Origin of the sequence: Dyella japonica, assembly GCF_040545895.1 — a bacterium.
Lineage (GTDB): Bacteria > Pseudomonadota > Gammaproteobacteria > Xanthomonadales > Rhodanobacteraceae > Dyella > Dyella japonica_D.
On sequence record NZ_JBEPMU010000016.1, the window covers coordinates 1 to 5,596 of the forward strand.

The 5,596-nt window shown below is 60.9% G+C and carries 5 protein-coding genes; all 5 read left to right on the forward strand.

What is annotated here, in order from left to right; translation table 11 throughout:
• A partial coding sequence (locus tag ABIC75_RS22945; RefSeq protein WP_436407976.1) for a bacteriophage T4 gp5 trimerisation domain-containing protein occupies window positions 1-898 on the forward strand: 898 nt, incomplete at its 5' end.
• A complete protein-coding gene (locus ABIC75_RS22950; protein ID WP_354016207.1) occupies window positions 895-2,418 on the forward strand; it encodes a hypothetical protein in 1,524 nt (507 codons plus the stop codon). The genes ABIC75_RS22945 and ABIC75_RS22950, both read left to right, overlap by 4 nt.
• Entirely contained in the window at window positions 2,415-3,488 is a 1,074-nt protein-coding gene (locus ABIC75_RS22955; RefSeq protein WP_354016208.1) for an Imm71 family immunity protein, read from the forward strand. Before ABIC75_RS22950 ends, ABIC75_RS22955 begins: the two co-directional genes overlap by 4 nt.
• Before the next feature lies 1 nt (window position 3,489).
• Window positions 3,490-4,656, forward strand: a complete 1,167-nt coding sequence (locus ABIC75_RS22960; RefSeq protein WP_354016209.1) for an Imm71 family immunity protein — start codon at window positions 3,490-3,492, stop codon at window positions 4,654-4,656.
• A gap of 5 nt (window positions 4,657-4,661) precedes the next feature.
• Window positions 4,662-5,345 carry a hypothetical protein gene (locus ABIC75_RS22965; RefSeq protein WP_354016210.1) on the forward strand — a complete coding sequence of 228 codons (684 nt, stop codon included), beginning with the start codon at window positions 4,662-4,664 and terminating at the stop codon, window positions 5,343-5,345.
• The last annotated feature ends 251 nt before the right edge of the window (window positions 5,346-5,596 follow it).

A 5,596-nucleotide genomic window follows, 5' to 3' on the forward strand; every position in this document is an offset into this window, starting at 1 on the left:
CTTCGAGGACGAGAAGGACCAGGAGGAAATCTACGTCCACGCGCAGAAAGACCAGAACATCGTCGTCAACCACGACGAAACCACGCGGGTCGGCCGCGACCGCAAGGAAAACGTCGAGCACGACGAAACCATCGGCATCGGGCACGACCGCATCGAGAGCGTGGGCAACGATGAGCAGGTGACCATCGGCAAGGATCGCCGTCACCAGATCGGGCAGGACGATGCGCTTCGCATCGAACGCAACCGCACCATCAGCGTCGGCAAGGATCGCATCGAGACCGTCGGCAACCACCGCAAGGACCAGACCACCGCCAATCACCTCATCGATGTGGGCGGCCATGTGGAGCAGACCGTGCAGGGCCATCACAAGCTCAGCGCGGGACAGCGCATCGAACGGCAGACGCAGCGATATCAGCTTCAGGCGGGAGAACGCGCGGTTTTCCGTGGCCCTGGCGGCGCCATCACCCTCGACGACAGCGGCATCACCATTGAAGGCATCACCATCAAGCTCAAAGGGCCCGTGCAACAAGGCGGTGCCGGCGCCCGCAACGTGTTCGCAGTCGATGGCCATCCCAATGCCGGCGACGGCTCCGATGTCGGCACGCTCCATCTCGATCACCGGTACCACGACGACGAAGGGCTCAAGGGCGCGACGTACACGCTCACCCTGCCCGACGGCAGCCAACGCACCGGCCAACTGGATGCCAACGGCCAAGCCACCGTGCCCGGCGTGTCGGGCGGCAGCGCCTGGGTGCAGTACAGCCCCGCCGGTTTCGACTACGCGCGACGCGATCAGCAGCCGATGCCTCAACACAACCCCGATCCGAGCGGAACGTTCGAAGCCCGCATCGATCGCTACACCGCCCTGCAAGCCAAAGATGACGAGGACCACGCATGAATGCCGTTGCAGAGGACACCACCCCCGCCCCGGGCGGGATGAGCTGGGCCGGCTTCAAAGCCATGGCGGTGGAAAGCGGCCAGTGGATCTGGGGAACCGCACAAGGCGCCTTCAACACCAAGGCCACCGTCTCGCAGATCATCGTGGACGCGATCATCGGCATGGTGCCACTGCTTGGCGACGCCACCGCCGTGCGCGACCTCATCGCCGTCTCCATCGGCCTGATCGATGAGCCCAAGAAGCGCGACGACAAATGGGAATGGGTGTTGCTTGTCGTGCTGTTGCTGGCACTCATACCCGTGCTCGGTGGCGTGGCCAAAGGCGTCGGCCGGCTCATCGTCGATGCCGCGCGCACCAGCGCCAAAACCGAAAAGCTCGCCAAAGACATCGTGGAAGTGCTCAACCGTATCGGTCACGGTAACGCCGAGCAGTGGTTGTTGAAACTGCGTTTTGCCGACTACCAGGCAAAGATCGCCGATGCGCTCAATCGCTTCACCGGTGCGATGATTGATGGGATAACCGCCATCCGAAAACGCATAAGCATGCCGCCATCCATGGCCAATCGTCTGGATCGCCTGAAGAGCGGCATGGCATGGCTCAAAGGCGAAGGCGCCAAGCGCATACCGGACGCCATCAAGGAACTGGACCAGAAACTACGCGAGATACAGGCGTATATCCGCAGCGGCGGCGAAACCACCAGCCGTGTAGCGCGCTACGAAGTGGCGGCGGGGGAAAAAGCGCACACCTATACCGATGAGCGGCGGTTGCTGGAAGATGGACCGTTGCCGAAACGCTCGGTGCGGGGCGGGTGGGAGCAGAATCCAGCTGACGCCAGCGATCCCAAAGCATGGGCCTCCTACTACACCCCCAAACCAGAAGAGGGATATCCAAACTTAGCGCAGATCAACGAGCACACAGTAGATGACGAAGGACGCATCAAGGCCATTGCAGCCAATAGTGGGCGGATGACCAATCGCCGCTTGGCCAAAAACGAAATGATCTCAAGAGCGTTTGGCCCTGAGGGGACTACGCGCGGCGTCCCGGTTGGTCCGACCTGGCCTGATGGGCGCTGGTGGTGGGTGGGTGACCCTCCGGCGAACGCGGAGATATGGCGCGTGAACGGCGCCATTTTGGACGAGTGGAATCGTAATGGTTACATCGTTATCGGACAGATCGTCAGCGATGAAGGCCCGAAGGTGGTCACGGGTACCATTGCCGAACAAACGGGTAAGGAATTGGCTGATCAATACTTCCAGGGCGGCGCTTCGCAAGCCTATTTCGAAGTGAATGAAGCATCGGCAAAAAAACTGCGTGAAATCGGGAACGAGGTAATGCGCACGGAAAAACCACAATCGTGGATCGACCCGGTTTCTGGTATTTCCTTCGAGGTCAAGCCGACCGGCTGGGAAAACGTCAACGGTGTCTATGGCTATTCGAAAATCGCGGGGGAAGGAAGGGTGCAAACGCAAAAATTGCAGCCGCGTGAGCAAAGCGGCAAGGTGCCGGAGCGAAACCCATGAGCGTATTGCCGACAGACGTGCTGCTACCCAACGAGCGGGAGCGTCAGCAGATTTTCTACTGGCTCCAGCGCATCAGCTCCTATACCGCTTGGAGTCGCATCCTCGGTTACTACCATGCATGGGCCAAGGTCACAGAGAAGAGCGTGCAAGCTGCCAGTGAGCGCGGTTGGAGCCAAAAGAGCAGCGTTTCCGAATCCGACTTGGTGATGATCCTCAAAGGTCTGGCGCACTGCGAAGAGGGGGTGCGTCGGCTGCGTCAGGGGGACAAACGGGTGTTTAAGTACGATGCCAACGGCGAGTTTGTGATGGCACGCAGCGCGCTGTCGGTCTGGAGCACGAAGCAGTATCGCGTCTATACCCGGGACACCAGTATCGATACGGACCACACGCCATACTGGCCGGAGTTTGAGTACGCATTTGAGCAACTGATTGGCGCTTGGAGGGAGTGCGCGACAGAGGTAATCGAGCCTGAACGTCTCGATGCCCCTTCCCCGACGATCTATGGCGTATGGCTGCAAGAATGGCTGCCTAAGATGACTTTCCCCAGGATGTTGCCGGAGGTGCCCGATCCTGCGAAGCACACACTCATCGCCACCGGCAAAATCACGCCATGCTCGGGTATCTGGGAGCCAGTGGAAGTGCCAAAACCCAAGGGATTTCATCTGTTCGGCAATGCACCGCCACCGGAAGGACCGCTACCGATGGTCGGTTGCATGGCCTATTTACATGGCGGGTCGCCTGCTCCCCGTGCAAAGCAGGAAACTGAAACGGAGAGCCTACGCGCAGATGTCACCTGGCGTTTGCTCTGGCGCGACGACCGCTACGAAGACGGCACCGTTCCCGAGGAAGAAAGTACGTATGTCTTCCTCAAACCCGACCCCTCGCTTGCCGCACCGGAACCGGAAGAACTGCGTGGTGGTATGCGCGTATGGTCCGACACGCCATGCCCGTATCCCGGTGTGTGGCAATGTTTAGACAAACCGCTTGGGCCGCAAACGGTAGCGTTCGGTGTGCCCATGCCGCGCGTGCAAGGGGAACGCGTGCTGTGGCGACTGATGAAGGCGGTGTGAGTTGAGTAGCGCTTATCCCTCTGGAGTGATGCTACCCACGGAGCAGGAGCGCCAGCGGATTTTCTATTGGCTCAAGCGCATCAGCTCCTACACCGCGTGGAACCGTATTCTGGGTTACTACCGCATATGGGCCAAGGCGACGGAAAGGAGCTTGCAGAAAGCGAGTGAGCGTGGGTGGCTGCGTCAGCGCGCCGCAAATGGGCGAATCATTGGCGGCGTGCGCACCGGGCAGCGCATTAGCGACGGTATCGATGACTACTACGACGAGTACACGGGGAGCGAAATCGGCGAAAGCACGTTGATCTCCGTCCTTAAGGGGATGGCCCATTGTGAAGAAGGTGTGCGCCGTTTGCGTCTTGGTGACAAGCGGGTATTCAAGTACGACGTTAACGGTGAGTTCGTCATGGCATATCGACCGCAATTCCACTGGGTTAGAAGGCAGAGCCTGCTGGAAATCCGTGAAATTGTTGTGGATGCCGACCATACGCCGTACTGGGATGAGTTCAATTATACATTGACGCAACTGAGTGAGGCATGGGGGGAGTGCTCGTCAAAAATTATAGAAAGGGAGGACCTCAATGCCCCTTCCTCGACGATCTATGGCGTATGGCTGCAAGAATGGCTGCCTAAGATGACTTTCCCCAAGGTGCTGCCGGAGGTGCCCGATCCTGCGAAGCACACACTCATCGCCACCGGTAAAATAACGCCATGCTCGGGTATCTGGGAGCCGGTGGAAGTGCCAAAATCCAAGGGGTTTCATCTGTTCGGCAATGCACCGCCACCGGAAGGACCGCTACCGATTATCGGTTGCATGGCCTATTTACATGGCGGGTCGCCTGCTCCCCGTGCAAAGCAGGAAACTGAAACGGAGAGCCTACGCGCAGATGTCATCTGGCGTTTGCTTTGGCGCGACGACCGCTACGAAGACGGCACCGTTCCCGAGGAAGAAAGCGCATACGTCTTCCTCAAGCCCGATCCCTCGAGCGCTGCACCGGAACCGGAGGAACTGCGAGGTGGTCTGCGTGTATGGTCAGACACGCCATGCCCGTATCCCGGTGTGTGGCAATGTTTGGACAAGCCGCTTGGGCCGCAAACGGTAGCGTTCGGTGTGCCCATGCCGCGCGTGCAAGGGGAACGTGTACTGTGGCGACTGATGAGGGCGGTGTGAGTTGAGTGGCGCTTACCCTCACCGTACCGGCGATATGGGGCTCGGGCCCAGTACCGGCCGGCATGCCGCCGGAGCTCCTGGCGCACTACGAGGTAAAGCCCCTGGGCCGCACCAGCGATGCCCTCATCGTTTCTCTGAGCGAAAGTCGAAGCACGCTGACACGGACCACCCGTGATGCCAGCGGCAAGACGTTGGGCACCGCCACGAAGAGCAGCTACGACCTTTACGACCGGGCAACGGCGCAGTATCCCGGCTGCCCCAGCGCCGGCTACGAACTGCGGCGTTTCGGCCGTGTGCTCGGCCCCGAGGCGCTCGCCGCCAGCGACCAGTACCGGGGCCACATCCCGCATCTACGCAAGATCAAGCTCCATGGCAGCGAGGTCTATATCGACCTCAACGTGTCCGGCGTGCAGGTCTACAGCGATGCGGATTTCCCCGAGTGGCAGGGCTGGACCTTCATCGACGACGACACCGACGGCAACAGCCGGTGTGATTCGGCCCGAATGCTCGATCTGATCCTCGCGCAACTGCCGCCCCCCCGGCCGGGCTACCCGCCGACGCGCTCGCCCATCGCCAGGCGATGCCGCCGGAGGCACGCGCACGCGACGAGCAACGCGACCGCCTATTGCGCGCCTACCTGGGCTGCAACGATCGGGCGGTGCGCGAGCGGCTCAAGCGCTGCGTGGTGAAGATGCCCACCGAGTGGGCGCGCGATGACTTCGATACGCGCTGAGGCTGGGTCAAGAACGCGCAAGGCGACCTGCCGGCCAACGTGCTGCTATCGCCCTGCCTCGCCCCACCCACACCGTTGATCGCATCAGGCCACGGCATGGCGCATGCCACCACCAGGAGAGCCTGCCCTTTCACATCACGTTCGCGTTCGGCGCTATCCAATCCCATCCGGCTCGCGCGTTGACCCGCGATACGCCCACCCTGCTCG

Excerpts from the sequence above, each read along its gene's own strand:
- ABIC75_RS22950 (WP_354016207.1), top strand. The coding sequence starts at position 895 with ATGAATGCCGTTGCAGAGGACACCACCCCCGCCCCGGGCGGGATGAGC.
- ABIC75_RS22955 (WP_354016208.1), top strand. The coding sequence starts at position 2,415 with ATGAGCGTATTGCCGACAGACGTGCTGCTACCCAACGAGCGGGAGCGT.